General features: G+C 70.8%; 23 protein-coding genes and 1 pseudogene. 9 read left to right on the forward strand and 15 right to left on the reverse strand.

The genetic code is table 11. The features are described from left to right. The first annotated feature begins 65 nt into the window (after nucleotides 1-65). Together FPZ41_RS23560 and FPZ41_RS23565 are read left to right on the forward strand one after the other, a co-directional pair. Entirely contained in the window at nucleotides 66-1,292 is a 1,227-nt protein-coding gene (locus FPZ41_RS23560) for a polysaccharide pyruvyl transferase family protein (RefSeq protein WP_152865691.1), read from the forward strand. 52 nt (nucleotides 1,293-1,344) lie between these two features. Beyond that, nucleotides 1,345-2,787 carry an FAD-dependent oxidoreductase gene (locus tag FPZ41_RS23565; protein ID WP_152865693.1) on the forward strand — a complete coding sequence of 481 codons (1,443 nt, stop codon included), beginning with the start codon at nucleotides 1,345-1,347 and terminating at the stop codon, nucleotides 2,785-2,787. 21 nt (nucleotides 2,788-2,808) lie between these two features. On the opposite strand, the gene FPZ41_RS23570 is transcribed toward FPZ41_RS23565, so the two are convergent. Next, the gene (locus FPZ41_RS23570) at nucleotides 2,809-3,471 is read right to left on the reverse strand and encodes a dienelactone hydrolase family protein (protein ID WP_152865695.1); all 663 of its coding nucleotides are present in this window, start codon (nucleotides 3,469-3,471) and stop codon (nucleotides 2,809-2,811) included. Nucleotides 3,472-3,643: 172 nt separating this feature from the next. After that, nucleotides 3,644-4,567 carry an LLM class F420-dependent oxidoreductase gene (locus FPZ41_RS23575; protein WP_152865697.1) on the reverse strand — a complete coding sequence of 308 codons (924 nt, stop codon included), beginning with the start codon at nucleotides 4,565-4,567 and terminating at the stop codon, nucleotides 3,644-3,646. Nucleotides 4,568-4,811: 244 nt separating this feature from the next. Here FPZ41_RS23575 and FPZ41_RS23580 point away from each other — a divergent pair, with 244 nt between their 5' ends. Then, on the forward strand, nucleotides 4,812-4,991 hold the full coding sequence (locus FPZ41_RS23580; protein ID WP_152865699.1) for a hypothetical protein: 180 nt from the start codon (nucleotides 4,812-4,814) through the stop codon (nucleotides 4,989-4,991). Between the two features lie 141 nt (nucleotides 4,992-5,132). Here FPZ41_RS23580 and FPZ41_RS23585 read toward each other — a convergent pair whose 3' ends face one another. From FPZ41_RS23585 to FPZ41_RS23600, 4 genes and pseudogenes are all read right to left on the reverse strand, one after another. Next, nucleotides 5,133-5,603, reverse strand: a complete 471-nt coding sequence (locus FPZ41_RS23585; protein ID WP_131569612.1) for a DUF6099 family protein — start codon at nucleotides 5,601-5,603, stop codon at nucleotides 5,133-5,135. 343 nt (nucleotides 5,604-5,946) lie between these two features. Next, nucleotides 5,947-6,267, reverse strand: a pseudogene (locus FPZ41_RS23590) (nucleotide pyrophosphohydrolase); the annotation flags it as partial. A gap of 39 nt (nucleotides 6,268-6,306) precedes the next feature. Then, nucleotides 6,307-7,629 carry an AAA family ATPase gene (locus tag FPZ41_RS23595; protein WP_152865726.1) on the reverse strand — a complete coding sequence of 441 codons (1,323 nt, stop codon included), beginning with the start codon at nucleotides 7,627-7,629 and terminating at the stop codon, nucleotides 6,307-6,309. A gap of 100 nt (nucleotides 7,630-7,729) precedes the next feature. Beyond that, nucleotides 7,730-8,119 (reverse strand): cell division protein SepF, encoded by a 390-nt coding sequence (locus FPZ41_RS23600; protein ID WP_322620624.1) that lies wholly within the window; start codon nucleotides 8,117-8,119, stop codon nucleotides 7,730-7,732. Between the two features lie 407 nt (nucleotides 8,120-8,526). On the opposite strand from FPZ41_RS23600, the gene FPZ41_RS23605 reads away from it, so the two are divergent. Beyond that, entirely contained in the window at nucleotides 8,527-12,672 is a 4,146-nt protein-coding gene (locus tag FPZ41_RS23605) for a molybdopterin-dependent oxidoreductase (RefSeq protein ID WP_322620625.1), read from the forward strand. Between the two features lie 434 nt (nucleotides 12,673-13,106). Here the strand turns inward: FPZ41_RS23605 and FPZ41_RS23610 are convergent, their stop codons facing one another. Beyond that, complete coding sequence (locus tag FPZ41_RS23610) at nucleotides 13,107-13,862, reverse strand: dienelactone hydrolase family protein (protein ID WP_152865702.1); 756 nt, start codon at nucleotides 13,860-13,862, stop codon at nucleotides 13,107-13,109. A gap of 169 nt (nucleotides 13,863-14,031) precedes the next feature. Between FPZ41_RS23610 and FPZ41_RS23615 the strand changes: the two genes are divergently transcribed. Further along, nucleotides 14,032-14,463 (forward strand): VOC family protein, encoded by a 432-nt coding sequence (locus FPZ41_RS23615; protein WP_152865704.1) that lies wholly within the window; start codon nucleotides 14,032-14,034, stop codon nucleotides 14,461-14,463. Here FPZ41_RS23615 and FPZ41_RS48575 read toward each other — a convergent pair. From FPZ41_RS48575 to FPZ41_RS23640, 5 genes are all read right to left on the reverse strand, one after another. Next, nucleotides 14,346-14,636, reverse strand: coding sequence for a TetR/AcrR family transcriptional regulator (locus FPZ41_RS48575; protein ID WP_228022930.1), 291 nt, complete (start codon nucleotides 14,634-14,636; stop codon nucleotides 14,346-14,348). The genes FPZ41_RS23615 and FPZ41_RS48575 overlap by 118 nt on opposite strands. Nucleotides 14,637-14,664: 28 nt before the next feature. Continuing rightward, the gene (locus FPZ41_RS23625; protein WP_152865706.1) at nucleotides 14,665-15,579 is read right to left on the reverse strand and encodes an ion transporter; all 915 of its coding nucleotides are present in this window, start codon (nucleotides 15,577-15,579) and stop codon (nucleotides 14,665-14,667) included. A gap of 104 nt (nucleotides 15,580-15,683) precedes the next feature. Then, nucleotides 15,684-16,904, reverse strand: coding sequence for an RNA-guided endonuclease InsQ/TnpB family protein (locus FPZ41_RS23630; RefSeq protein WP_152865708.1), 1,221 nt, complete (start codon nucleotides 16,902-16,904; stop codon nucleotides 15,684-15,686). Between the two features lie 458 nt (nucleotides 16,905-17,362). Next, a complete protein-coding gene (locus tag FPZ41_RS23635) occupies nucleotides 17,363-18,382 on the reverse strand; it encodes a hemolysin family protein (RefSeq protein WP_152865710.1) in 1,020 nt (339 codons plus the stop codon). Continuing rightward, complete coding sequence (locus FPZ41_RS23640; RefSeq protein ID WP_194236194.1) at nucleotides 18,379-19,752, reverse strand: hemolysin family protein; 1,374 nt, start codon at nucleotides 19,750-19,752, stop codon at nucleotides 18,379-18,381. The genes FPZ41_RS23635 and FPZ41_RS23640 overlap by 4 nt, the downstream gene beginning before the upstream one ends. Before the next feature lie 611 nt (nucleotides 19,753-20,363). Between FPZ41_RS23640 and FPZ41_RS23645 the strand changes: the two genes are divergently transcribed. Together FPZ41_RS23645 and FPZ41_RS23650 are read left to right on the forward strand one after the other, a co-directional pair. Then, nucleotides 20,364-20,819 (forward strand): tellurite resistance TerB family protein, encoded by a 456-nt coding sequence (locus FPZ41_RS23645; RefSeq protein ID WP_152865714.1) that lies wholly within the window; start codon nucleotides 20,364-20,366, stop codon nucleotides 20,817-20,819. A gap of 132 nt (nucleotides 20,820-20,951) precedes the next feature. After that, a complete protein-coding gene (locus FPZ41_RS23650) occupies nucleotides 20,952-21,518 on the forward strand; it encodes a hypothetical protein (RefSeq protein WP_152865716.1) in 567 nt (188 codons plus the stop codon). Nucleotides 21,519-21,565: 47 nt separating this feature from the next. Here the strand turns inward: FPZ41_RS23650 and FPZ41_RS23655 are convergent, their stop codons facing one another. From FPZ41_RS23655 to FPZ41_RS23665, 3 genes are all read right to left on the reverse strand, one after another. Beyond that, nucleotides 21,566-22,960: an LCP family protein gene (locus FPZ41_RS23655; protein WP_407698807.1), complete on the reverse strand. Its 1,395-nt coding sequence runs from the start codon at nucleotides 22,958-22,960 to the stop codon at nucleotides 21,566-21,568. A gap of 260 nt (nucleotides 22,961-23,220) precedes the next feature. Continuing rightward, nucleotides 23,221-24,153, reverse strand: a complete 933-nt coding sequence (locus FPZ41_RS23660; protein ID WP_152865718.1) for a M56 family metallopeptidase — start codon at nucleotides 24,151-24,153, stop codon at nucleotides 23,221-23,223. Between the two features lie 6 nt (nucleotides 24,154-24,159). Beyond that, nucleotides 24,160-24,546 carry a BlaI/MecI/CopY family transcriptional regulator gene (locus tag FPZ41_RS23665; RefSeq protein ID WP_322620626.1) on the reverse strand — a complete coding sequence of 129 codons (387 nt, stop codon included), beginning with the start codon at nucleotides 24,544-24,546 and terminating at the stop codon, nucleotides 24,160-24,162. 218 nt (nucleotides 24,547-24,764) lie between these two features. On the opposite strand from FPZ41_RS23665, the gene FPZ41_RS23670 reads away from it, so the two are divergent. Both FPZ41_RS23670 and FPZ41_RS23675 read left to right on the forward strand, forming a co-directional pair. Further along, nucleotides 24,765-25,031, forward strand: a complete 267-nt coding sequence (locus FPZ41_RS23670) for a GlsB/YeaQ/YmgE family stress response membrane protein (RefSeq protein ID WP_131566866.1) — start codon at nucleotides 24,765-24,767, stop codon at nucleotides 25,029-25,031. A 155-nt stretch (nucleotides 25,032-25,186) separates the two neighbouring features. Next, nucleotides 25,187-25,762, forward strand: coding sequence for a TerD family protein (locus FPZ41_RS23675; protein ID WP_131566862.1), 576 nt, complete (start codon nucleotides 25,187-25,189; stop codon nucleotides 25,760-25,762). The last annotated feature ends 133 nt before the right edge of the window (nucleotides 25,763-25,895 follow it).

Below are 25,895 nucleotides of genomic sequence, written 5' to 3' on the forward strand. Positions count from 1 at the left end.
CCCATCCCCTCCCCCCAATCCACTCCCCTGACCGACTCGACTCCGACGTGACGGGAGCCCCACGGATGAACACTGCCCCACCGGAGCCACTCCCCGGCGCGTCGGGCACGCCCGCGCGCCCACGCATCGGCCTGCTCGGCTCGTACGGCGGCTTCAACATGGGCGACGAGTCCATCCTGACCTGCTTACTGGGCTGTCTGCGCGCCCAGCGCCCCCAGGCCCGGCTCGTCGTCTTCAGCCGGAACGCCGCCCACACGCGTGTCCACCACCACGACGCCGACGAGGTGGTCGACTGGGAGGGCGTCAGCCGCAACCACGTGCTGGACGCGCTGACCGGGCTGGACCTGCTGGTGCTGGGCGGCGGCGGCATCCTCTTCGACGGCGAGGCACGCCGCTATCTGCGGCTGGTGCGGGCGGCGCAGGAACGCGGCGTGCGCACGTTCGCCTACGCCGTGGGTGCCGGGCCGCTGCGGGAGCCGGACGACCGGGAGGCGGTGCGCACCGTCCTCGCGGAGATGGACGACGTCGTGGTGCGGGACGAGGAGTCCCGGCTCGTCCTGGAGGAGGTCGGCGTCGAGCGGGAGATCGTCGTCACCGCTGATCCCGCGCTGCTGCTGGCATCGGAGACGTTCACCGACCGGATGATGAGCGACGAGGGCATACCCGCCGGTGCCCGGCTGGTGGGGATGTCCGTGCGGGAGCCGGGCCGGGCGGCGGAGAACCTGGACGAGGGCGGCTACCACGCGCTGCTCGCCGATGTCGCCGACTTCCTCGTGCGGCGCCTGGACGCACACGTGGTGTTCCTGCCGATGGAGCGCCACGACGTGCGGCACGCCCACGCCGTGCTGTCCCATATGACGGCCCCGGACAAGGGGCGGATCCTGCACGGGACCTACAGTCCGGGGCAGCTCCTCGGTTTTATGCGCCACCTGGACCTGGCCGTCGGTATGCGGCTGCACTTCGTGATCTTCGCCGCGCTGTCCGGGCTGCCGGTGCTGCCGCTGCCGTACTCCGGCAAGGTCTTCGACTTCGCGCGCCGGATCGGGGCGCCGGCGCTGGTGGGGGTGGCGCGGGAACAGGCCGGGCTGCTGCTGGCGGAGGTGGACCGGCTCTGGGACGAGTATCCGCAGCGCCGTGCGGTACTTCAGTCCCGGGTGCGGGAGCTGCGCACGCTCGCCGAGGAGACCTGCGTCCGGTGTGGGAACCTGCTCGACGACATCGAGACGGCTCGGCACGCGGAAGCGCAGCAGTCGCCGCCCCAAGCGTCAGAGGTCCGCCCGCTGAGCGCGTGACCTGCCCGGATGTGGACCGGACCCACCAGGGCCCAGCCCGCGGAGGACCCCGATGCCGATCCTGGAAGAGCCCCGAGAGCCCCGTACCGTCACGCTGCCGCCGCGGCCCGCCCGGCACGGGGGCCGTACCGGCGTCCTAGTGGTGGGCGGCGGGCCCGCCGGGTGCGCCGCCGCGATCGCCGCGGCCGACGCGGGCGCCGATGTCGTGCTCGTCGAACGCCACGGGTTTCTCGGCGGCAACGCGACCGCGGCGCTCGTCATGCCGCTGATGTCGTTCCACAACGAGCACAAGCAGGCCGCGTTCACCGAGTCCGGGGACATCACCCGGCTGCTGCCCACCGACCACGGCGAGGGCGAACCGGTCGTCGCGGGTGTCCTGTGGCGGCTGCTGGACCGGCTCACGGCGCGCGGCGGCTGCGTCCCGCCGTCCCTGAAGACCGGGTACACCGTGCCGTTCGACCCGGAGATCTTCAAACTGGTCCTGCTCGACCTGATGGACGAGGCGGGCGTGCGGATGCTGTTCCATTCCTTCGCCTCGGCCGCGCTGCCCCTGGACGACGGCTGGCGGGTGGTCTTCGAGACCAAGTCCGGGCCGGTCGTGATCGACGCCGGGGTGGTGGTGGACGGCACCGGCGACGGTGACGTCGCGGCCGCCTGCGGGGCGCAGTACGAGATCGGGCGCCCGGAGGACGGGCTGGTGCAGCCGATGACGCTGATGTTCCGCGTCGCACAGTTCCTGCCGGACCGGTTCGCCGAGTACGTGCGCGCGCACCCCGACCAGTGGCGCGGCGTGCACGGGCTGTGGGACCTCGTGCGGAAGGCCACGGCTGACGGCGAGCTGCGGCTGCCGCGCGAGGACGTGCTGTTCTTCGCCACCCCGCATCCGTCCGAGGTCAGCGTCAACAGCACCCGCATGACCAAAGTGCTCGGCATCAACGTGTGGGACCTCACCCGGGCCGAGTACACCGCCCGCCGGCAGATGGAGCAGATCGACCACTTCCTGCGCACGCACGTACCGGGCTTCGAGGACTCCTACGTCGTGCAGAGCGGCACCCACATCGGCGTCCGCGAGACCCGCCGTGTCGTCGGCGACTACCAGCTGACAGGACACGACGTCCTGGCCGCCCGGTCCTTCCCGGACGTCATCGCGCACGGCGCCTACCCGGTCGACATCCACAACCCGGAGGGCACCGGCACCCTCCTCAGGCGGGTGCCGGCCGGCCGTTTCTACGACATCCCGTTGCGCTGCCTGCTGCCCCGGGGGGCCGACCGCCTGCTGGTGGCGGGCCGCTGCATCTCCGGTACGCACGTGGCGCACTCCTCGTACCGGGTGATGCCCATCGCCATGGCGACGGGCCAGGCGGCCGGCGCATGCGCCGCGCTGTCCGTCCACGAGGGACGCGCTCCGCGGGACATGCCCGCCTTCCTCGTCCAGCAGGAACTGCTCCGGCAGGGCGCCCGGCTGCACACCGGGATGCCGGTGCCGCCCGGCTAGGGCCTGGCTCGTGCCCTCCGGCTATCCCGCGCCGTGCGGGGTCTTCAGCCGCTCGACGCACCACTGCCGGGCGGCGACGGCGACCTCTTCCAGCGCACCGGGTTCTTCGAAGAGGTGGGTGGCCCCGGGCACGATGTGCAGCGAGTGCGGGCCGCGCAGCCGCCCGGCCGCCTCCTCGTTGAGCCGCAGCACCACCTCGTCGTCGCCCCCGACGATCAGCAGGACCGGCACCCGTACGGCATCCAGCGCGTCCTCTGCCAGGTCGGGCCGGCCGCCCCGCGACACGACGGTCAGCACACGGTCCGGGCGCTCGGCGGCGGCGACCAGGGCCGCGGCCGCGCCGGTGCTGGCACCGAAGAGGACGACCGGGAGCCCCCGGGTGTCGAGCTGCGTGTCCATCCAGTCGATCGCGGCCACCAGACGGCGGCCCAGGAACGGAATGTCGAAGCGGTGCTCGCCCGTCACGGCGTCGACGCGCTCCTCCCGGTCGTTGAGCAGATCCATCAACAGGGTGCCCAGTCCCGCGGCCCGCAGCTCCGCGGCCACCATCCGGTTGCGCGGGCTGTGCCGGGAGCTGCCGCTGCCGTGTGCGAACAGCACCACGGCCCGGGCCCGCTCCGGCACGATCAGGTCGCCCGGCAGCGTCGCGCCGTCGGTGGGCACCAGAACCATCTCGGAGATCATCGGGATCCCTTCTTCCCAGGTCGGCCGACCCGCGGATCGATGTGTCCGGTTCTCCCCCTCGCGTACCCACGTCCCGCACGTCGTCACAGCCCCGCACCCCCGGAGGCCTCGGCCCCTTGAGGGTGCGGGGCACACCGGATTGAGGGTGCGGGGCGCACCGGACCTGCCGTGGTTACGACAACTGCGACTGCACCTGCGCGGAGATCAGCTCCAGGTGGTCGAGGTCGTCGAGGTCGAGGACCTGGAGGTAGATCCGCTCGGAGCCGACAGCCTGGTAGCGGCCGATCTTGTCCACGACCTCGGCCGGGGATCCGGCGAGCCCGTTGGTCTTGAGCTCGTCGACCTCGCGGCCGATCGCGGCGGCGCGGCGGGCGACTTCGGCGTCGTCCTTGCCGACGCAGACGACCAGCGCGTTCGAGTACACCAGGTCGTCGCCCCGGCGTCCGGCCTCCTCGGCCGCCGTGCGCACCCGCCCGAACTGCCGCTCACTGTCCTCGGTCGAGGCGAACGGCATGTTGAACTCGTCGGCGTACTGCCCGGCGAGGCGGGGCGTACGGCTCGCACCGTGCCCACCGATGAGCACGGGCACCTTGGCCTGCGCGGGCTTGGGCAGCGCGGGCGAGTCGGTCAGCTGGTAGTAGTCGCCCTCGTAGCTGAAGGTCTTGCCGACCTCCGTCGCCCACAGCCCGGTGACGATGGCGAGCTGCTCCTCAAGACGGGCGAACTTCTCCTTCGGGAACGGAATGCCGTACGCCTTGTGCTCCTCCTCGAACCAGCCCGCGCCCAGGCCGAGTTCGACGCGTCCGCCCGACATCTGGTCGACCTGTGCGACCTGGATGGCGAGGACACCGGGCAGGCGGAAGGTGCCGGCGGTCATCAGGGTGCCGAGCCGGATGCGCTTGGTCTCGCGGGCGAGTCCGGCAAGAGTGATCCAGGCGTCGGTGGGTCCGGGCAGGCCGTCCACGGAGCCCATGCGGAGATAGTGGTCGGAACGGAAGAACGCGTCGAAACCAAGATCCTCGGTGGCCTTGGCAACGCCGAGAAGGGTGTCGTAGGTCGCCCCCTGCTGGGGCTCGGTGAAGATGCGGAGATCCATGTTCCCCATCCTGCACGCTCGAACACGGGTCAACCCCATCGGTCCCCTCCGCACCCCGCCGTCCCGGTCGGGTGAAATTCCGTCAACCGGACGCAAACGCGCGGGACCGCTCAGTGACCCGCCCGAGCAGTGATCGTTGGCGTGGGCGGAGCCGGACCGCCCGGCACCCGTCGCCGGCGGCCGCTGCCGGGACGCCTGCTCAACGCGCCCCCGCGCCCGGGGGCCGAGGGCCGAGGAGGCCTTGATGTCCCAGGAAGCCGTGCCGGATCAGGCCGAACCGGATCAGGCCGTGCCCGCACAGCCCAAAGGGCTGCTCCAGCAGATGGAGGAGCTGATGGCGGCCCTCAACGCCGATCTGTCTCAGCTCGACGCGGACCTCTCCGGCCCTCTCCCCACCTCAACGGACGCCCCCGACGCTGCTTGACTCCTCCTCCCCCGCCTGCACCTGGCGCCTCCCCTGCCCGACTCCTCCTTCACCTGCGACGCCCGGCCCCGCGACGGCCGGGCGTTTGCCGTGGGGCGACCACGACCACGGCCGCACCCGCACCCGCACCCGCACCCGAGCTCAGCCCGCCTCGCGGTCGGGGACCGCCTGTTCCCTGACCGCGAGGCGGCGCAGCATCTCCCGAACCCGGTCGCGGGACTCCTCGGCTGCGTCGATGGCCTCCATGCACTGCCAGTACGTCGTCTCGTCGTCCGCCGCGGAGGCGATACCGACGAGCGCTATACCGACCTCGCCGAGGAGGCCGCCGAGGGTGACGAGGGCCTGGTGGGCGTCGCCCAACTCGGTGAGCTGGGAGGCGCGTAAGGCCTCCACGGGCAGCTGCGGTGCGCCGAGGACGCCGCAGCCTCTGCCGGCCAGCTCCGTCAGGCCCAGCGCCTCACCCCGCAGTTCGGGCGGGCCCGACACCGCCAGTCGGCTGCCGATCGCCTGGGCCAGGGCCTGTGCCTGCCACGCCTCCGTCATGATCTCCCGCTCCTCCTCGCTTCCCACCAGGGCACGCCTGCTCGCCAGGATGAGCCGCATCGCGTCCATGCGAACCGTCCCCGTCTGTCTTGACGCGCTCTTCGCACGTCCGCCCGAACTCCGCTGTTCACTACCCAGAGTGAAGGCACGTGGGACGAAAAGCCAGAGGAAGCCCGAAATCTGTGGACAATCAATTGACTGTGGACAACTCGACAACTCCGGAGAGTGACAAACGGATTGACGGGTTCCCATTGGAATCGGTTCCTCCCCTGCTGGAGGCCCTGACAGACACTCAGGGCGACTCCCGGGCCCCGGGTTCCCCTCCATCCGTCTCCCCGGCGCCCGTCTCCCTGGCGCCTGTCTCCCCGGCGCCCGCCTCCCTGGCGCCTGTCTCCCCGGTCCCCGTCCCGCCCGGCGGCGGAAACCTCCGCTCGTTGCGGTCGATCTTCGCGTCCAGCGCGGCCAGCGGGTCGATGCCGAGCACCGCGCAGAGCTGGAGCAAGTACGCCAGCACGTCGGCGACTTCGTCGGTGACACGGTGGGCGGTGTCGGCGTCGTCCATCACGCGCGCCGACTCCTCCGGAGTCAACCACTGGAAGATCTCGACGAGTTCGGACGCCTCGACGCTGAGCGCGGTGACGAGGTTCTTCGGGGTGTGGTACTGCTGCCAGTCGCGGGCGGCCGCGAAGTCGGCGAGCCGTCGCTGCAGGCCCGCCACATCCAGTTCGTTCACGGGTGCAGGTCTATCACCCGGCCCGTCGTCGCTTCCGGATCACCTCCCGCACGCGTCCAGGTCCACCACGGTCACCCCGGCCACACCCTTGGCCCACGACGCGTCGCTCACCGCCCCCACCAGCCGGATGTGCCCGCGCGCCCCCATCCGTACCGCGAGCCGGGCCAACTCTCCCGCCTGCCGGGCGTCGAGGGCGCGGTCGAAGCCGTCGGCGAGGACGGTCAGCGCCTGGAGCGCCGCGGGCACCTCGCCCACCGGGTCGACCTCCAGGACCCCGGGGCCCGTCATCAGCACCAGGGCCAGCGCCAGGTACCTCAACTCCCCGTCGCCCAGCAGCCCGAGAGGTGTCCGCACCCCGTCACCCCGGTCCAGCAGCGCCCGTACCCGCCCGTCGTCCAGCGGCTGCGCCAGCAGGTCCGCGACCGGGCCCGCGCACCCGGCGTGGGCCGCCGCGACGAGCTGTACGTGCCGTCGGCCGCACTCCGTGCGCGTACGCCACAACACCTCGGCGAGGTTGCCGCAGCCGCGCAGCAGCCGTCCCGCACCGAGCCGCACCGCGGCCCGCATGGGTTCCGGCCGCGGATCGCAGGCGAACACGGACCGCAGGGCGACGACCGTCTGCTCCGCGGCGGCGAGCACCCGGCGCTGGCCCTCGGTCCTGCCCGCGACGCGCAGGGGCAGCAGAGCAGTGCCGAGGCGGTCGTCGGGTAGCGGGCCGCGGGTGACCGGCGCCGAGCCCGCCGTGTGCCAGGCCGCCTGGACGACGGGGCGGCTCGGGTCACGCAGGGCCGTCTCCAGCAGGACCTGCCCACCGGACGTCAACCGCTCGCCCACGATGCGCAGTTCGGGCTCGGCCTGGACCGCGACGTCGAGCCGTACGGGCCCCTCGGGGCCGTCGGCCGTACAACCGATACGGAAGCCACGCCGACGCTGGGCGTCGGGCCGGGCCCGCTCGGGCACGTACGCGACCGGGTCCGGGAACACCTCCCCCAGCCCGGCCCCGCCACCGAGCCGGGCCAGCGCCTCGTACGCCCGCAGAGCCGTGGACTTGCCGCTGCCGCTGCTCCCGGTGAGGAAGGTCACCGGCCCCAGCGGGAACGCGGCGCTCCGGTGCCCGGCGAAGGCGGAGAGCCGTAATTCGGTGACACCGGGCCGCTCCGAGCGCGCACCCTCTCCCGACGGAACGGCGACGGCGACGGCGGGACCACTCGTGGCGGAATCAGGCGGCACGGAATCCGGCGGCACGAGACGGGGTGACACCGGAGCGGGCGGCACCGGAGCGGGCGATGGCAGCGCCGGCGGGGGCAGAGCAGGTGACGACTGGGCAGGCGATGACTGCGCAGATGATGACTGGGGCGGCATGATCACGCACGGACGGTAGTCACCCGCCGTGCGGACGAACCGTTCCGCCGGGGTGACCTTCCTACGATCGAGGGAGCGCGCGCGATCCGCCGACCCCGCGTCACACTCCGGGAACGCCTGCACCCTCCATGAGCCCCCGCACCTCGGTCCCCGGCGGCGTGAGGAGGAACACGTTCCGGTCGACCCGGTGCATCCCGCTCGCCAGGCCGAATACGACCCCCGTACTGAAGTCCAGCACCCGCTTGGCGACCTCGGTCTCGGCGCTCGAGAGGTCGAGCAGCACCGGGATCCCCGCCATCAGCGTCTCGGCGACGTCGCGGGCGTCCGCGAACACGTTGACCCGCAGCACCACGAAGCGGCGCCGCGCCTCCGTCTCGGCCTCGGGTATCGCGCGGTGGCCGACCGCGGACGGCCATGCGTCCCGGCCCCGCAACGGCACGACCTGGGCGAGCCCTTCCCACTGCTCGTCGGTGACATCGTGACTGTTCACCGCACCTCCCCCTGGCTCGCACTCAATGTCTGCACCAGTCAATTCTTACGCATGGTCACCCGTTCGACCCAATAGCGACACGGACCGCTACGTCCCCAAGCGCACAACGGCCGGAATACGTCACTCCCCAACCCCTCACAGCGGCCGCGCGGACGCTGTGTGGCCCGCGTAACCCTTCATGATCAGGTCATGTGACACAGGCGTAACGGGCAATTCGTACGCTCGACCGCACCGGACAACGATCGAGGGCCGGAATCCGTATCCAACACCGAACGGATCACCGATCACCGATCACCGATCACCGATCACCGATCAGGCATACCGATCAGACCGATCAGACCGATCAGACCGGTGACTCCGCTCAGACCGCTCAGACCGCTCAGTCGCCGACCAGGAAGGGGCCGCCCGTGGCCGCACAGGGCCCGCAGGGCACCGCCCAGCAGGTGCGGACCGTGTGCTCGTACTGCGGTGTCGGGTGCGGAATGGTCCTGGACATCGGTATGGGCCCGGACGGACGGCGTACGGTCCTGAAGGCCTCCGGGGACAAGTCCCACCCCGCGAACTCCGGCAGGCTCTGCACCAAGGGCGCGACGACGGCCGACATGCTGGCCTCGCCGGGACGGCTGACCACGGCGCTGGTCCGGGAGGACCGCGGCGACGAGCCGGTCCCCGCGCCGGTGCACGACGCCGTGGCCGAAACCGCTCGGCGGCTGCGCGCGATCATCGACGAGCACGGTCCCGACGCCGTCGCTCTCTACGTCTCCGGTCAGATGAGCCTGGAGGCGCAGTACCTGGCGAACAAGCTCGCCAAGGGCTTCATGCGGACGAACCAGATCGAGTCGAACTCCCGACTGTGCATGGCGAGCGCGGGCACGGGATACAAGCTGTCGCTGGGCGCCGACGGGCCGCCGGGTTCGTACCAGGACCTCGACCGGGCGGGCCTCTTCCTGGTCATCGGTTCGAACATGGCCGACTGCCACCCCATCCTGTTCCTGCGGATGATGGAGCGGGTCAAGGCGGGCGCCAAGCTGATCGTGGTCGACCCGCGGCGCACGGCGACCGCCGAGAAGGCCGACCTGTACCTGCCTATACGTCCCGGCACCGACCTCGCCCTGCTCAACGGTCTGCTGCACCTGCTGCACGAGAACGGGCACACGGACTCCGCGTTCATCGCCGCGCACACCGAGGGCTGGGAGGTGATGCCCGGGTTCCTCGCCGACTACGCGCCGGACGCCGTCGCCGGGATCACGGGCCTTCCGGAGGAGGACATACGCCGGGCCGCGCGGCTCATCGGTGAGGCGGCCGAGTGGACCAGTTGCTGGACCATGGGCCTCAACCAGTCCACGCACGGCACCTGGAACACCAACGCCCTGGTCAATCTGCACCTCGCGACCGGCGCCATCTGCCGGCCCGGCAGCGGACCGTTCTCCCTCACCGGGCAGCCCAACGCCATGGGCGGGCGCGAGATGGGGTACATGGGGCCGGGGTTGCCGGGACAGCGGTCCGTACTCGTCGACGAGGAGCGGGCGTTCGTCGAGGAGCTGTGGGGGCTGGCGCCGGACACGCTCAGGAAGGACGGGGTCGGGCAGGGGACCGTCGAGATGTTCCAGAAGATGGCGGACGGGAAGATCAAGGCCTGCTGGATCATCTGCACCAACCCGGTCGCCTCGGTGGCCAACCGCAGAACCGTGATCGAGGGCCTGGAGGCCGCCGAGTTCGTCGTCACGCAGGACGTGTTCGCCGACACCGAGACCAACGCGTACGCGGACGTCGTCCTGCCGGGCGCGATGTGGACGGAGACCGAGGGCGTCCTCATCAACAGCGAACGCAACCTCACCCTCGCCCGGCCCGCCGCCGACCCGCCCGGCGAGGCCATGGCCGACTGGCGGCTGATCGCGGCGGTCGCCCGTGAGATGGGGTACGAGAAGGGGTTCTCGTACGACAGCGCCGAGCAGATCTTCGAGGAGATCAAGCAGGCCTGGAACCCGAAGACCGGCTGGGACCTGCGCGGAGTGACATACGAGCGGCTGCGCTCTACCTCCGTGCAGTGGCCGGCCCCCACGGAGGACGGGCCGGATCGCAACCCCATCCGGTACGTGGAGAGCGGTGCCCCGGTGTTCCCCACGGCGAGCGGGCGGGCCGTGTTCCACGCGCGGCCGCACATGGAACCAGCCGAGATGCCGGACGACGACTATCCGTTCGTACTCAACACCGGCCGGCTGCAGCACCAGTGGCACACGCTGACGAAGACGGGCCGGGTCGACAAACTCAACAGGCTGAACCCCGGGCCGTTCGTGGAACTGCATCCGCGGGACGCCGCCGAGCTGGGCATCGAGGACGGCGACGGTGTCGAGGTGGCCTCGCGGCGTGGGCGGGCCGTCCTGCCCGCCGTCGTGACCGACCGGGTGCGGCCGGGCTGCTGCTTCGCGCCGTTCCACTGGAACGACCTGTTCGGGGAGTATCTGAGCATCAACGCGGTGACGAGCGACGCGGTCGATCCGCTGTCGTTCCAGCCGGAGTTGAAGGTGTGTGCGGTGTCGCTGACGAAGGTGGCGGCTCCCGCGCACGCACTCGCACCCGTCGGGTCGACTCCCGTCGGGTCGACTCCCGTCGGGTCGACTCCCGTCGGGTCGGCTTCTGTCGAGTCGGCGACCCCTCGGGCGGTCGTGCCGACGGCGGTCACCCCCGGCGCGAACCCCTTCGGCCTCGATCCCTCGCCGCCGCCCGTCCTGTCCGCGCACGAACGCCAGTACCTCACCGGCTTCCTGGCCGGGCTCGGCTCCGGCGTCCCCGTCTCCGGTGTCCCCGTCCTGCCGCCGGACGCGCCCTTCAGCCCCAAGCACGCCCTGTGGGTCAACGGTGTCCTGGCCGGGATGTACTCCAGGTCGGCGTCCGCGCCCCCGGCCGTCCCCTCCGCCGAGCCCGCCGGCCGGGAGATCGTCGTGCTGTGGGCCTCGCAGACCGGCAACGCCGAGGAGTTCGCGGTGGCCGCCGCCGAGCGGCTGGCCGCCACCGGGCTCCGGCCCCGGCTCGTCGGCATGGACGACACCGACCCGGGTCAACTCCCGCGTTCCGCCGACCTGTTGCTGATCACCAGCACCTTCGGCGACGGGGACGCGCCCGACAACGGCTCGGGCTTCTGGGACGCCCTGTCCGCCCAGGAGGCCCCACGCCTCGACGGTGTGCGCTACGCCGTGCTGGCCTTCGGGGACTCCTCGTACGACGACTTCTGCGGCCACGGCCGCCGGCTGGACGCGCGGCTGGACGAGCTGGGCGGGGTGCGCCTCGCGCCCCGTACGGACTGCGAGCCGGACTACGAGCCGTCGGCGGACGCCTGGTTCGACCAGGTGCTCACAGCCCTGGGCACTCGGACGAACACCCCAGCCGCTGATCCCACTCCCACTCCCGCTCCCGCACCTGCTCCGGCCCGGTCCGCGAAGCCGGCGCCCACCACCGCCCGCCTGGTCGGCAACCGGCTGCTCAGCCTGCCCGGCGCGGGCAAGGAGGTACGCCGGTTCACCTTCGACACGAGCGGCACGCCCCTGACGTACGAGGCGGGGGACGCGCTGAGCGTACGGCCCGTCAACTCCCCCGGCCTCGTGGCGGAATGGCTGGCGGTGACCGGCGTGGACGGCTCGACGGCCGTACAGGTGAACGGAGTCGGCGAGGTCCCCTTCGCGGAGGCCCTGCACCGGCACCTCGACATCACGCGCATCACCTCCGGCCTGCTCCGGTTCGTCTCCGAACGCGCCCGCGACAACCGTGAGTTGAAGAAGCTGCTGCGTCCCGACAACAAGGACGGCCTCGCCCGGTGGTCCTGGGGACGGCAGGCCGTGGACGTGGTCGCGGAGTACGCCGTGCGCGCCGGTGCGCAGGAGTGGGCCGACGTCTTCAAGCGGCTCCAGCCTCGCCAGTACTCCATCTCGTCGAGCCCGCTCGTCGACCCGCACCACATCTCACTGACGGTGTCGGTGGTGCGGTACGAGAACCTGCACGGGCGCCCGCGTGGCGGGGTCTGCTCGCCCTTCCTCGCGGACGGCGAGCCGGACATGGAGGTCCCGGTCTCCGTACAGCGCTCCCCGCACTTCCGGCCTCCGGCGGACCCGTCGACCCCCATGATCATGGTCGGTCCCGGCACCGGGGTGGCCCCCTTCATCGGCTTCCTCCAGGAGCGGCGCGCGCTCGGCCACCGGGCGCCGAACTGGCTGTTCTTCGGCGAGCAGCACCGGGCGACGGACTTCTACTACGAGGACGAGCTGACGGGGTTCCTTCAGGAGGGCGTCCTCGCCCGGCTCGACACCGCGTTCTCCCGCGACCAGCGCGCCAAGGTCTACGTCCAGGACCGGATGCGCGCGCACGGTCCCGAGCTCTGGCACTGGCTCGAGGACGGCGCCCGCTTCTACGTGTGCGGAGACGCCTCCCGTATGGCCAAGGACGTGGACCGGGCGCTGCGGGACATCGCGGTCGCACACGGCGGGATGAGCGAGGACGAGGCCGCCGCGTATGTGAAGCAACTGGCGGCGGACAAGCGGTACGTGCGGGACGTGTACTGAGCCGTTGCCGGCATTCGTCGCCCGAAGAGACCCCTGTCCCGACACCCCGACACCCCCGACACAGTCGGCCACCGCCTCCTGCTCCGCTCCCGCACCACACCACTGGTCTCGCACCCTGCTGCACCGCCGGCCCACCGCACTGACCGTCGCGCTCATGATCGCCCTCTTCGGGAGCGGCTCGGGCGACCTGAACGACACGATCGCCGGCTACGGGGAACTCCTGCCCCTGCTCCCCCTGCTGTACGTGGTCGTCAGCCAGACCGGAAGGCCCGGGGTGACCTGGCCGGTGCTGGGCGCGAGCGTGGTCGTCGCGCTCGCCCTCCAGGCACAGGACGTACTCTCGCCGCCGCACATCCTGGTCGGCGTCGCGCCGGCCGTGTTGCTCTGGGGCACGGTCCGCGGGGCCCCGCACGGGCCCTGCTGTAGCCGGGTGGTCACAGGGAACGGTTCAGGAGCGACAGTAGCGCCGTCCAATGGCGTTCGGAGGCCTCGGCGTCGTACATCGCGGTGTCGGCCTGGGTGTAGCCGTGCGCAGCGCCGGTGTACACCTCGGTGCGGTGGCGGACGCCCGCCTCGGTGAGTGCCGTGTCGAGCCGGTCGATCTGCTCGGGTGGCATGGACTGGTCCTGGTCTGCGTGGCCGAAGTAGAGCTCGGCGGTGATGCGGTCGGCCAGCAGGTGCGGGCTGTCGGGGGCGTCGGTCGCCAGGCCCCCGCCGTGGAAACAGGCCGCGGCGGCCACCCGGTCCGGGTAGTCCCCGGCGGTACGCAGGGCCCGGCGGGCACCCATGCAGTACCCGGTGACGCCCACCGGCCCGTCGGCGGCCTCCGGACGGCCTGCCAGGTAGTCGAGGTAGGCACGGGCGTCACGCGTCGCCAACTCGGGCGTGAGTGACCGCAGGACCGGGGTGATTTGTTCCCAGAGTTTCGGGTGTTCCTGGGGGTCGACGTAGTCGGGCAGGTCGAACACGGGCGCCGGGCCGTGGCGGTAGAACACGTTGGGCACCAGGACGGTGTAGCCGGCCTCGGCGAGACGGTCGGCCATCTTCTTCAGGTGGGGCCGCAGTCCGTAGGCGTCCATGTAGAACAGCACTGCCGGGTGCGGGGAGTTGTCGTCGGGGAAGGCCAGGTAGGCGTCGGCAGTGCCGTCCGGGGTGGAGATGTCCACGGAGGTTCCACGCACGGTGGTCATGGGTGCTTGCCCTCTCTTTCCTTGGACTGGGCAGGGGCTCCTTGGGCGCACCCTAGCTGTGCGTCCCGCTGAGACGCCGAGGTGCCGTAAGTCGGCGAGCCGTTGACTTGCACCCGTTCAGTGTCGCAATGTAAACATTAAGACAAGTGCTCAGTCGGAAGGCAGTGCCATGACCGTTCCCGACTCCCCGATCCCCCGGTTCCACCTGGCCATGCCGGTCGACGACCTGGCCGCCGCCCGCCGTTTCTACGGTGAGGTGCTGGGGCTGGAGCAGGGCCGCAGCGCGGACACCTGGGTCGACTGGAACCTGCACGGCCACCAGTTCGTCACCCATCTCGCGCCCGAGCGCGCCCACCGCATCCACAACCCTGTCGACGGCCACGACGTCCCGGTGCCGCACTTCGGGCTGATCCTGACCATCCCCGCGTTCCACGAACTCGCCGAGCGGATGCGCGCGGCCGGCGTCGAGTTCGTCATCGAGCCCTATGTGCGCTTCGAGGGCCAGAAGGGCGAGCAGTGGACGATGTTCCTCCTGGACCCGGCCGGCAACGCCCTGGAGTTCAAGGCGTTCGCCGACGACTCCCAGGTCTTCGCCGCCTGACGGCTCCGCCAGCCGAGAACCGTGTGCCGGGTCACCAGCGCCGGTGAGAGGCCGGCCGCGGCGGCCACCGCTCGGGGGGAGATCGCCTCGAAGCCTCGCTCGGCGAACAGTTCCAGCGCCGCCTCGCGCAGCCGTGCCCGCCTCGTCAGATCACTCTTCGCCACCGCCCGCATGGCGGCAGCGTAACCACGCTTCCTCGGGTCAGGTGCGCGCCGAGGGGGACGGGGCGCTCTCTTCCGCCCTGTGCGGGCGGGCGGCGGGGGTGCGGGCCAGGCTCGTTTCCAGGTCGTCCAGGGCTTGGCGGGTGACGGCGATGCGGTGGCGCAGCTCCCGTTCGGAGGTGTCCGGTGCCTCCGCACGCTCGACCTCGTCCCCGTCCCGTTCCATGTCCTTGGCCTCGTCGAGGGAGGCGATGACCACCCCGATGAGGACGTTGACCAGCACGAAGGAGGCGAACAGGACGTAGGAGGCGTAGTAGACGATGCTCCAGCGGGAGATCTCCAGACCCGCGCGGACCGCGTCGCCGAGCCCGTCCAGGGTCATCAGAAGGAAGAGGGTGAGCACCGCGCGGCCGAGGGAGCCGTAGTGCTCGGGGTCGTCGTCGGCGAAGAAGACCCAGCCGACCATGGCGTAGACGTACAGCAGGAGCGTGCCCACCAGCAGGAAGCTCATCGTTCCCGGCACGCTGCGGGCCACCGCCACGAGCACGACGCGCAGTTGGGGCAGGAAGCGGGCGGCGCGCAGGACACGGGCCAGCCGCAGCAGCCGCAGCACGGTGGCGTTCTCGCGTACGACGGGCAGGAAGGCGCACACGACGACGGCGAGGTCGAAGAGGTTCCACGGGTCGCGGAAGAAGTCCCGTGGGCGGTCGGCGTGGGCCCCGGCGCGCAGGAGGATCTCGGCGGTGAACAAGGCCAGGAAGCCGTGCTCGATCAGCTTCAGCTCGTCGTGCGAGCGCTGGACCACCCCCGCGTAGGTCTCGACGCCGAGGACGGCCGCGTTGGCGAGGATGAGCGCGAAAGCCATGATGGCGAACCACCGGGCCTCGGTCACGGCACGGCAGTGCGAGGCCAGGGTGTGCAGGGTGGTTGAGCGTGGTGTCCCGTCGTGCGTCATCGGGTAGTTCTCAGTTTCCTCACCAGCATGTCGTGCAGTGCCTGCCTCTGCGCCGGACAGATCCTATTGAATCCTCCCCTCCCTGCAGGGAGGGGATTCCTGGCTCAGGCTGCCTCCTGGAGCGGCGCTCCAGGAGGTCTTCCGCCATCGGCACCAGCCGGGTTGAGACCAGCCCGGACGAGCATGACACGTGCGGAGTTCTTGTCCCGCGGGGACTCGGTTCCACATGCGGTGCAGGTGTAGGTGCGCTCACCCAGCGGCAGTGCGTGCTTGGCTCTCGCATCGCAGCGCGCGCAGTCCATGGTGGTGTGCGCGGGGTGCACGAGGCGGATGTCCCGCCCGTGCTTGCGGCCCATCTCGATCAGAGCGGCCTTGGTGGCGCCGATGGCGGCGTCAGCGGCCTTGCGGGCCATGGTCGTCCTGGCCAGGAACTTCGGACGGAAGTCCTCGACAGCGATGGCGTCATGGTCGCGGACAACCTTCTTTGCCCACTTGCGACCGGTGTCCTCACGCTGCCTCGCAACCTTCTTATGCGCCTTCGCCGGCAGCTTCTTCGCCTCGCGGTAACCCTTCGATCCGGGCCGGCCCTTCTTGGGCTTGCGGCGGGCCATCATCCGGTCGTACCGGGTCAGCTTCGCCCTCGCCTTCCTGCCGTGCTCTGCGTGCGGCAGGTCGTGCGTGTCGGACGTGGTGGTCGCGGTCTCCTTCACACCCCAGTCGACGCCGAGTGCGCGGCCGGTCTCCGGCAGGGGCTGGACCCGGGCGGGGACAACGAACGAGCAGTACCAATGCCCGAGGCTGTCCTGGTACACCCGCACCGAGGACGGCTCAGCCGGCAGTTCCCGCGACCACACCACCACCACGACGATGCCGCCCGCCAGGTGCAGCCGGCCGTCCTTCAACCGGAACCCGCGCTTTGTGTAGTTGAGGGTCGCCAGTGCCTCGCGTTTGGTCTTCCACATCGGCATCCCGGACCGGCGCGCCATGGGCAAGCGCTCTTGGATGTCCTTGTGCGCCTTGGCGCGGGAGCGGCCGAAGTCGCGAATGACCTGCTGCTGGACAACCGACGAGCCCTCACGCAGCCACCGCGAACAAGCGCGGGCCTCGGTCAGCATCCTGTCGAGCTGAGCCGGGCCGCACGTGGCCTTCCGGCCGGTGGACTTGGTTCGCAGGTGTAAGGCCCTGGACTTGGCGACGCATTCGTTCCACACCCAGCGGCACCGGCCCCACTCCGCCTCCAAAGCGGTGCGGGCAGTGCACGACACGCGCAGCCGGTAGGTGTACCGGGCATACCCCACCTCCGCACCCGCCCTCACCTGCGCCATCTCGCCCCCCTCACAGCTCCGGCCGGGACACTGCGCCATCCCGAACCCCTCGAAGGACCATACGTACGACAGCCGCACAAACGCCCACCGATCCCACAGCCACCACCCCGACCAGCGACCACAGGCACACGCGTTCCCATCACCTCAGCCACACCGACAGCGGCACGGACGCTCCCCACCCTGAACCGGACACGGCGACACTCCGCGTCACAACACCCCGATGCGACTCCCCGGCGCGAACACCGGAGCCGCCTCGCAAGAAACAGATGAACGGCCGCACCCGTACTCCGCCCGGGACGCCAACTCTGCTTCCAAGCAGGCTCGTTGAACGTCACGTCCGCCGCGAGGAACACGGGCACGCCTGATCCGTCCCGGCGGCGGTCGCCGGACGGGGACGGATCAGGGTGCTCGCCTCTGTCGTCAACAACCCTCTACGCCGCTACGCCGCCTACGCCCCCCTAGGCAGCCTGCGGGTGCAGGAGGCGGGCCAGCAGGTCGTCCAGCGTGACCATGCCGGTGAGCCGGCCACCGTCGTCGCACACGACGGCGAGGGACGCGCGGCGCTGGCGCAGCTGCTCGATGGCATGGCCGACGGTGTCCCGCGCAGCCAGCTCCGGCACCGGCCGGGCGATGTCCCGCGCGGTCGCGGTGCGGCCCCGGCCGCGGGCGATCAGCACGTCGCGGACGTGGACCGAGCCGACGACCAGCGGGCCGTCGCGCACCAGCAGGCGGCTGCGGTCGTACTCGGCCGCCGTGGCGATGATGGTGTCGAGTCCGGCCTCCGCCGGTACCGAGATGATCTCGGCGGCCGGGACCTGGAGGTCGCCCACCGGGGTCTGGGGCTCGGTGAGCGAGTTGGTGATCAGTTCGGAGTCGTCCTTGCTGATCAGGCCCAGACGTTCGGATTCCTCGACGAGGTGGGTGAGCTGCTCGCGGTTGTGGACGGAGGTGATCTCGTCGCGTGGGGTGACCCGGCACAGCCGGACCAGGCTGTTGCTCACCTTGTTGAGGACCCAGATCAGGGGGCGGACGGCCGCCACCACCCCGCGGAAAGGCGGGGAGAGCAGCATCGCGGAACGCTCGGGGTGGGCGATGGCCCATGACTTCGGCGCCATCTCGCCGACCACCATGTGCAGGAACACCACCACGATCATGGCCAGGGCGAACGCCACGCCGTAGCTGAGCGCGCTCGGCAGGCCCAGCGCGTGCAGCAGCGGGTCGAGTTCGTGGGAGATCGCGGGCTTGGACACCGAGCCCAGGCCAAGGGTGCAGACGGTGATGCCGAGCTGGGCACCGGCCAGCATCAGCGACAGCTCGCGCATACCGGCGAGGGCCGCCTTGGCGCCGCGCTGTCCCTCGGCCGCGGCCTTCTCCATACGGTGCCGCTTGGCGGCGACCAGCGCGAACTCGGCCGCGACGAAGAACCCACTGCCGATCAGCAGCAGCACGGTGACGAAGAGCGCCATCGGGAAACTCATGCCTGCTCCTCCTCACGTTCCACCACGGCCACCCGCTCCAGACGCACCCGTTCGGGCACGTGCCGGTCGAGGGTGCGTACATCGATCACGGCGCTGCCGCCGTCGGGCAGATCCACGGTGAGCCGGTCGCCGACGGCCGGGAAACGGCCGAGCCGGTCCACGATCAGGCCGGCCACGGTGTCGTAGTCCTCCTCCTCTGGCAGTGCGATGCCGGTGGCCTCGGCGACCTCGTCCAGGCGGCGTCCGGCGTCCACCAGCCAGCCGCTGCCGGCGCCATTGCCGCTGCCACTGCCGTCCGGGCCACTGCCGTCCGGGACGGCGATCTCGGTGACGGTGTCGCTCTCATCGGCGATGTCGCCGACCAGTTCCTCCGCGATGTCCTCGTACGTGACGATGCCCGCGACGCCGCCGTGCTCGTCGAGGACGACGGCGAACTCGTCGTCCCGCTCCCGCATCCGGTCCACCGCGTCCGGCAGCGGCAGCGTGTCCGGCAGCAGCAGCGGGCGGCGGGCGATCGCACCCGCCGTGGTGGCGGAGAAACCGTCGGCGGGCAGGTGCATCAGTTCCCGGACGCCCAGCACGCCGCTGACGTCGTCCGGGTGGTCGCCGAGCACGGGGTAGTTGGAGTGGCCGTGCTTGGCGATCAGGTCGACCGCCTCGGCGGCGGAGGCGTCCTTGCGGACGAAGACGGCGTCGGCGCGCGGCACCATCACCTCGTCCAGCGTGCGGTCGGAGAACTCCAGCGCGTGGTCGAGCAGCTCGGCGGTGTCCTTGGGCAGCTGGCCCTGCTCGCGGGATTCGCCGATCAGATGTCCGAGCTCCTCCAGGGAGGCGCCGTGATGCAGCTCCTCGACCGGCTCGATGCCGATCCTGCGCAGCAGCTTGTTGGCCGCACCGTCGAAGACGTGGACGACCGGGCCGACGACCTTCAGATACGCCAGCGTCGAGGCGGCCAGTGACTTGGCCAGCCGCTCCGGTACCGCGAGGGCGAGGTTCTTGGGGGCCAGCTCGCCGAGCACCATCTGCACGAAGGTGGCCAGGACGAAGGCCAGCACCACGGAGATGCCGGAGACGGCACCCTCAGGGACGCCCATCCCGGTGAGGACCGGGTTGAGCAGCGCCGACACCGAGGGCTCGGCGATGAAACCGACGACCAGGCCGGTGACGGTGATGCCGAGCTGGGCGCCCGACAGCATGAACGACAGCCGCTCCAGCACCTTCAGCGCGCGGGCGGCCCTCTTGTCGCCCGCTTCGGCCTCCCGCGCGAGGGCGAGGCGGTCGGCGGAGACGTAAGCGAATTCCTGGGCGACGAAGTATCCGGTGCCGGCCGTCAGGATGAGAACGGCCAGCAGCCCCAGAGCGGCACTCATCGAACACCACCCCGCCATGTGCCGTACTCAGGAAAAGCCTGGCGGGGTGGTCGGGGACTGTGCCCCGAGGGGTCCGTCGTTCTGGCGGACAAAGGTGTGCTCCTTGCAGTCGGTCCGTTTCAGGACAACGCGTGTGTCCTGATGCCTGTTCCCACTCCTGTCCGGCGGTCCACCGCGGTGGGCCACCAGCGCTGCACCAACGCTGCCCGCACTCCGCCCCTCCGGCCGGGCCACGGCCGTCCTGTGCGGGCGCCGTGCGGTGCGCCCGGGACCGGACCGCCCCTCGCGGGGGCGCGCTCGGAGCGGTCCGGCCGGCACGTGATGGTCGCCGCCGGGCCGACCATGGACCCGGGTGACCGGCAGCGGGCACACCTCACCCCGGCGCGACCGCCCTGTGATTCTACTTGCCTGTAGAAAGTCGGCCCGCAGAGGGGTGGCGGCGCACCCGCGGAGGGGTGGCGGCACACCCACAGAGGGGTGGCGACGCATTCCGAGGCATGCGACAGACTTCGGCCGGGGGCGGACGGACCCACCCCTCCACGCCCTGCTGATAACTTCTACATCAATGTAGAAGACTTCTGCACGCATCCCGAGACACGTACGGAGCTGGCATGGCCCTGTGGGACCGCATCAAGGAATCCGCGTCGACAATGCAGACGCAGCTCAACGCGAAGAAGAACGACCTCAAGAGCGGCGCCTTCCGCGACTCCAGCATGGCCATGTGCGCCCTCGTCGCAGCCGCCGACGGCACCATCGACCCCTCCGAACGCCAGCGCGTCGCCCAGCTCATCGCCACCAACGAAGTCCTCCAGAACTTCGACGCCATGGACCTGCGCCGCCGCTTCGAGGACAACCTCGACAAACTCACCGCCGACTTCGACTTCGGCAAGGTCAGCGTCCTGCAGGAAATCGCCAAAGCCAAGAAGAAGCCCGCCGAAGCCCGCGCCGTCATCCAGATCGGCATCGTCATCGGCGGCGCCGACGGCGACTTCGACAAAACCGAACAAGCCGTCGTCCGCGAAGCCTGCTTCACCCTCGACCTCCCGCCCCACGAGTTCGACCTCTGACCACCCCACGGCACTCATGCCGGGCCGCCCACAGCAACGGCCCGGCATGAGTGCCGTCTTCGGTGAGAACTGGAGACTGGAGCAGTGACCTTGGACGTCGGACGGTCCGGCAGGCGAAGCAGACTGCGACACGTGCGGCTGGTGGCCGTGCTGGCGAGTACGGGCCTTCTGGTGGGCATCGTGCTGTCGGCCCTTCCTCAGGAACCCCTTCCTCCGCCGTTCAGTGCCGGTCACCACGAGGACGGCGGCACTGCGGGCGGGCCCGTGGCACACGAGGCCGAGGCGGTTTTCCGGGTACTCGAGCACGCCGGGCTCCCCATGGAGAACGTTGTCCTTCACACCCGCCGCGACCAGGATCCGGACGGGCTGCTCGGGCGGCATGACGGCTACCACAGCAAGGTGACCTTCGAGGACCGCCGGATCGACGGGGGCGCCGTCGCCGCCGCGGACCCCGGCAGTGTTCAGCTCGGCGGCGCGATCGAGGTGTTCCGAGGCACCGGTGCCGCTCTCGCCCGTGTGGAGCGGCTGCGGTCCGACGCCGCCCACCCGGATCTGGCCGAGTACGTCTACCACAGGGGGCGCATCCTGCTGCGCCTCTCGCCGTACCTGAGGGAACCGTCGGCCGACGCCTACGCGGCCGTGGTCGGCGCCTCCGCGTTGCCCAGGTCGACGGCGGATCCGGTGTCCGGGACCGTGTGAGCCGGCCGTGTGACCGGATGCCGTCTCACCGAATACCGAAAGTCGTCCTACCGGATGTCGTCGAGGTCGAGGTCGCTTCCGACGACGAGGGTCACCACTCCTGCGGCGGCGTCCGCGTTCTGTCCGGCCCTGACGTCGGGCAGCCGCGAGGCGAGTACGTCGGCCGACGTCTCCAGCCCCTGCGGGTGGGTGACCGTGGTGGTGCGGGTGGTCTCCGGTGCGTTGCCCGTGCCGACGACGGTGAAGCCGGACTCGCGCAGCCTCTCGGCCACGGTGGCGGCACGCCCCGCCACGCCGGTGCCGTTGAGGACCTGCACGCGCACGGCGGAGGCGTACACCGGGTTCTTCCCCTCCGCCGTCAGCTTCTTCTTGTCGACCTCCCGGTCCTTGGCGAGGGAGGTGAACAGGTCGGCGGCCTGCGGGTACTGCCACACGACGTTGGCCTTGTCGGTGGCCACGTCGGCCTCGCGCGGGTAGTTGGGGACGGTGAGGAAGGTCAGCCGGTCGGTGGGAATGCCCTGGAGCTCGGAGGCGAGGCCGTACAGCGGCTCGATGCCGGCCAGGTCCTCGTCCGTGGTGAGCGACTTGGTCGCGGACTGCATGAAGCCGTACAGCGCGTTCGGGCTGGTCAGCTTGGACTGTGCCTTGTCGGCCAGCGCTTCCATGAACTCCTGCTGGCGGCCGATCCGGCCGATGTCGGAGCCGTCACCGACGCTGTAGCGGGCGCGTACGTAGCCCAGCGCGGCCTCGTCCTTGACGGTCTGGCAGCCGGCTTCCAGTTCCAGGTGCGCCTTCTCGTCGTTGATGGCCTGCTCGGGGCAGACCTCTATGCCGTCCAGGGCGTTGACCATCCCCTTGAAGCCCTGGAAGTCCATGGACATGAAGTGGTCGATACGCAGTCCGGTGTTGGCCTCGATCGTCCTGATGCTGCAGGCGGCGGCGTCGGCGACCTCGCCGCCGGTGCCCCCGATCGCGAACGCCGCGTTGATCTTGGAGCGGAGCGCGGCGGACGTCGTGCCGTCACTCTTGTCGCACGCGGGTATCTCGACCCACGAGTCACGCGGGAACGACACCACCGTGGCCCACTTCCGGTCCGCCGGGATGTGCACCACCATCAGCGTGTCCGACTGCATGGTGGTCAGGCCCTTGCCGTACCCGGCGTTGGCGCCGTCACGGCTGTCCGAGCCGACGACCAGGATGTTCTTCGAACCGGGGCTGAGGTTGACGGGACGGTTCCCGCCGAGCTTGTTGTCGAGATCGGCGGCCTGGATGTTGTCGTCGAGGTCCTGGTATATCCAGGCTCCGACCCCGGCGACACCGAGGAGGAGCACCGCGGAACCCCCGGCGACCCACGCGGCGATCCGGCCGCGCCGTGTCAGCCGTGCCGGGCGTCCCTCCTTGTCGCCGACCGGAGTGCGCCGGCGCCTGCCCGAACCGCTCACCGGCGGGCCCCTTTCGTCCTCGGCCACACCCGGCCGGTCAGTTGCTCATGAACGTTCGGCACCAGTGCTCACCCATGCTCACCAGTGCTCTCCGAACGGCGGAACTCTACACTCATGTAGAGATACGAGCGGGGCGCCACTACGTCTCACCGCATCCGGCTCCGAGAGCTCCTCAGTACACGGCCGACGGCTCAGGCCTTCACGGGGGTCATCGCCGGGCCTGCCGCCTTGGTCGCCGGCCCGGCCGATCCCCCGTGAACTCAGAGCGGCGTGGCGGCGTAGAGGATGAAGAACATGGTCACGGCGGAGTTCGCGGACGACATCGCGGACACGGCCGTGCCCGCCGCCGCACCCCACGCCGCCAGCCCCACCGTGGTGAACACCGACGGCCAGCTCCGCACCGCGGGAGCCGGACCGAGCAGGGCCGCCACCCGGCGCGGCACCGGCCCGGGCATGGCGAAGCCCGCGAGCGTGGACACCGGAGTCCCGCGGGAGACAAGGGCCGCCTTGCCGATCGCCTGGGCCACGGTCCGGCGGCTGCCGACGGTCTGGGCCGCGATCTCGTCCGCCCACCGCTCCGCCGTGTACGACACGGCCGTCCGCAGCGGGCGCAGGAACGGGTTGGCGCGGGCGGCGAGCTGGACGGCCAGAAGGAAGCGGTGGTGCCGGGCGGCCAGGTGCGCCCGTTCATGGGAGAACAGCGCCCGCCGCTCGGCCGGTTCCAGGCAGTCCAGCAGGGCCGTGGTCACCACCACGCGGCCCCGGCGGCCTCCGGGCAGGGCGTACGCATAGGGCACGTCGTCAGGGAGTACGGCCACCTCCGTGTCCGGCAGCCCGGCCAGCGCCTGGTGAGCACGGTGGCGGACCCGGCCGTGCCGCCACAGCGCCCTGCCGGAGGCCACGAGCACGGCGACCAACGCGGGGATCGCCGCCTTGCCGGCCACCTCGTCGTACGGCACCGCCTCGCGCACCTCGGGGTCCGACCAGCCGTCCGGCAGCGGGTTGCCGGGCAGCTGGGCGGTGCCGACCACCATCACGAGCCCCAGACACACCGTGCTGCACGTCGCCATCACTCCGGCCACCACGGTCAGCAGACGCGTCGCGGTCCTCGGATGCAGATGCTGCTCGGCCAGCCGCGCGATCGGCCATGCCGTCAACGGCAGCACCAGCGGCAGAAAGACGAAGACCCCCATGAGGCTTCAGTCTTCCCCCTGGCCGCGCGGATGACCCAGCAGTCCGCGCAGGAGCCGCTCGTCGTCCGGTCCCAGTCCCGTCACGAAGCTCGCCAGCACCGCCTGGCGGTCGCTCTCACCGTCCAGCACCTTGCGCATCTTGTGTGCGGCGAGTCCGGCCTGGTCGGAGGCCGGGGTCCATACGAAGGAGCGGCCGGTGCGTTCCCGGGTGACCGCACCCTTGGCCAGCAGCCGGGTAAGGATCGTGATCACCGTCGTATACGCCAGATCGCCGCCCAGGTGCTCCTGCACCCAGCCCGCCGTCGCCGGCCCTTCCGCCTCACGCAGCGCCGTCAGGACCAGCGCCTCCAGCTCGCCCTGTCCCCGTCGGGAACGCTGCCGGTGCTCCGTCACGTCCTGTCTCCCTTCCGCCGCCGGTTTCCCGACCGGACATCGTATAGACGCCCGAAGCCATTCAACGCCACCCCGATGAAGACCCCGTCAGCCCACCATCCGATCACCCGATCCTCTACACGATTGTAGAAGATAGGCTGCCCGGGCATGCCCTCCCGCGACAGGGGAAGGGCGGACGAGCAGCGACGAACAAGACGAGCAGAGGAGACAGGAGACACATGGGTGTCATCGCGTGGGTGGTGCTGGGACTTCTCGCCGGAGCGATCGCCAAGGCCATCCTGCCCGGACGGGATCCGGGTGGGCTCATCGGTACGACGTTCATCGGCATCGCGGGCGCCTTCATCGGCGGGTGGCTGTCGGCGAAGCTCCTCGACCGGCCGGTGGAGCGGGAGTTCTTCGACGCCGCGACCTGGGGCTCGGCCATCGCGGGTGCACTCGTCCTGCTGATCGGCTACCGCATCTTCTTCGGCAACTCCCGTGACTGACAGGCCACTTCGAGGCCGCCACCCCGACTGAGCACGCGCGACACACCGAACCCGGCGCGATCGCACCCCCCTACCGCTTCCTCTACAGTGTTGTAGATTCTAAATCCGGGCCCGTACTGCGGGCCCCGACCGCACAGATCACGAAGGAGTACCCCGTGGGAGTTTCCCTGTCCAAGGGCGGCAACGTCTCGCTGAGCAAGGAGGCGCCCGGCCTGACCGCCGTCCTCGTCGGCCTCGGCTGGGACGTACGCACCACCACCGGCACCGACTACGACCTCGACGCCTCCGCACTGCTGCTCGACGCCTCCGGCAAGGTGGTCTCCGACCAGCACTTCATCTTCTACAACAACCTCAGGAGCCCCGACGGTTCGGTCGAGCACACCGGCGACAACCTCACCGGCGAGGGCGAGGGCGACGACGAGTCCGTCAAGGTGAACCTCGCGACCGTGCCGGCCGAGATCGACCGGATCGTCTTCCCGGTCTCCATCCACGACGCCGAGAACCGCGGCCAGAGCTTCGGCCAGGTCCGCAACGCCTTCATCCGCGTCGTCAACCAGGCCGGCGGCACCGAGATCGCCCGCTACGACCTGTCCGAGGACGCCTCCACCGAGACCGCGATGGTCTTCGGCGAGCTCTACCGGAACGGCGCCGAATGGAAGTTCCGCGCCGTCGGACAGGGCTACGCCTCCGGGCTGGCCGGGATCGCCGCCGACTTCGGCGTCAACGTCTGACGCCGGACCACTCCCGTCGCCGGGCCGTCACGCCGACTGCGGCCCGGCGACGGCCCGACGGCGGCTTCCGGCACGCCCCGCCCGACCCCGAAGCCCGGCTGGGCGACCGCCGCCCAACCAACCAGGAGACCTC

Origin of the sequence: Streptomyces acidicola (genome assembly GCF_009377235.1) — a bacterium.
In the GTDB taxonomy this organism is placed as follows: Bacteria; Actinomycetota; Actinomycetes; order Streptomycetales; family Streptomycetaceae; genus Streptomyces; species Streptomyces acidicola.

Bases quoted from the DNA above. Each gene is read 5' to 3' on its own strand.
- FPZ41_RS23560 (WP_152865691.1), top strand. From the start codon at position 66: ATGAACACTGCCCCACCGGAGCCACTCCCCGGCGCGTCGGGCACGCCC.
- FPZ41_RS23565 (WP_152865693.1), top strand. From the start codon at position 1,345: ATGCCGATCCTGGAAGAGCCCCGAGAGCCCCGTACCGTCACGCTGCCG.
- FPZ41_RS23570 (WP_152865695.1), bottom strand. From the start codon at position 3,471: ATGATCTCCGAGATGGTTCTGGTGCCCACCGACGGCGCGACGCTGCCG.
- FPZ41_RS23575 (WP_152865697.1), bottom strand. From the start codon at position 4,567: ATGGATCTCCGCATCTTCACCGAGCCCCAGCAGGGGGCGACCTACGAC.
- FPZ41_RS23580 (WP_152865699.1), top strand. From the start codon at position 4,812: ATGTCCCAGGAAGCCGTGCCGGATCAGGCCGAACCGGATCAGGCCGTG.
- FPZ41_RS23585 (WP_131569612.1), bottom strand. From the start codon at position 5,603: ATGGACGCGATGCGGCTCATCCTGGCGAGCAGGCGTGCCCTGGTGGGA.
- FPZ41_RS23595 (WP_152865726.1), bottom strand. From the start codon at position 7,629: ATGCCGCCCCAGTCATCATCTGCGCAGTCATCGCCTGCCCAGTCGTCA.
- FPZ41_RS23610 (WP_152865702.1), bottom strand. From the start codon at position 13,862: ATGACCACCGTGCGTGGAACCTCCGTGGACATCTCCACCCCGGACGGC.
- FPZ41_RS23615 (WP_152865704.1), top strand. From the start codon at position 14,032: ATGACCGTTCCCGACTCCCCGATCCCCCGGTTCCACCTGGCCATGCCG.
- FPZ41_RS48575 (WP_228022930.1), bottom strand. From the start codon at position 14,636: ATGCGGGCGGTGGCGAAGAGTGATCTGACGAGGCGGGCACGGCTGCGC.
- FPZ41_RS23625 (WP_152865706.1), bottom strand. From the start codon at position 15,579: ATGACGCACGACGGGACACCACGCTCAACCACCCTGCACACCCTGGCC.
- FPZ41_RS23630 (WP_152865708.1), bottom strand. From the start codon at position 16,904: ATGGCGCAGGTGAGGGCGGGTGCGGAGGTGGGGTATGCCCGGTACACC.
- FPZ41_RS23635 (WP_152865710.1), bottom strand. From the start codon at position 18,382: ATGAGTTTCCCGATGGCGCTCTTCGTCACCGTGCTGCTGCTGATCGGC.
- FPZ41_RS23640 (WP_194236194.1), bottom strand. From the start codon at position 19,752: ATGAGTGCCGCTCTGGGGCTGCTGGCCGTTCTCATCCTGACGGCCGGC.
- FPZ41_RS23645 (WP_152865714.1), top strand. From the start codon at position 20,364: ATGGCCCTGTGGGACCGCATCAAGGAATCCGCGTCGACAATGCAGACG.
- FPZ41_RS23660 (WP_152865718.1), bottom strand. From the start codon at position 24,153: ATGGGGGTCTTCGTCTTTCTGCCGCTGGTGCTGCCGTTGACGGCATGG.
- FPZ41_RS23670 (WP_131566866.1), top strand. From the start codon at position 24,765: ATGGGTGTCATCGCGTGGGTGGTGCTGGGACTTCTCGCCGGAGCGATC.